This window comes from Actinomadura napierensis, from assembly GCF_039529375.1.
In the GTDB taxonomy this organism is placed as follows: domain Bacteria; phylum Actinomycetota; class Actinomycetes; order Streptosporangiales; family Streptosporangiaceae; genus Spirillospora; species Spirillospora napierensis.
Genome location: NZ_BAAAMR010000383.1, coordinates 1 through 565, shown reverse-complemented (window position 1 = coordinate 565; position 565 = coordinate 1). Strand labels below are relative to the sequence as shown.

The following is a 565-nucleotide window of genomic DNA, read 5'->3' as shown; positions in this document are numbered from 1 at the left end:
TGACTGCGAACCAGAATTCTACTTCACCAAACAACTTGACCGTAAGCAAATTAAGTCCTAACACGAATAGTACACAGCCCGCACTAATCATGGCCTGTTGCATTGGTGAGAAACTGGCACCCTCGGGCAACCAGAAACTTAAATAATTAATAACTGCTGATAGATCGGCAATACCGACCAATACCCAGCCTAGCCAATAGGTCCAGCCAATATAATAGCCAGCCCATGGGCCGATTAAGTCATATGCCATATCAACAAATGACTTGTAATGTAAATTAGCAAGCAGTAATTCACCTAATGCACGCATAAGGAAAAAGAACATACCGCCAATTAACATGTAAATAACGAGAATCGAAGGACCTGCGAGGGAGATGGTTTTGCCCGAGCCCATAAATAGACCGGTACCGATTGCACCGCCAATTGCAATGAGCTGTAAGTGGCGATTACTTAATTTCCGTTGTAAATGATCAGGGGAACTTGCCTCATCTGAATGATGAACCATTGTCATATTAGAAGTCCTTTTTATATTTGCTTAATTTCAATCAGCAACATATAGGGAGAAAAC

1 protein-coding gene is annotated in these 565 nt (G+C 41.8%); it reads right to left on the bottom strand.

Features of this window, described 5'->3' with window-relative positions; translation table 11 throughout:
• A partial coding sequence (locus tag ABD296_RS50055; RefSeq protein ID WP_344285739.1) for an amino acid permease occupies window positions 1-508 on the bottom strand: 508 nt, incomplete at its 3' end.
• Window positions 509-565 lie beyond the last annotated feature (57 nt).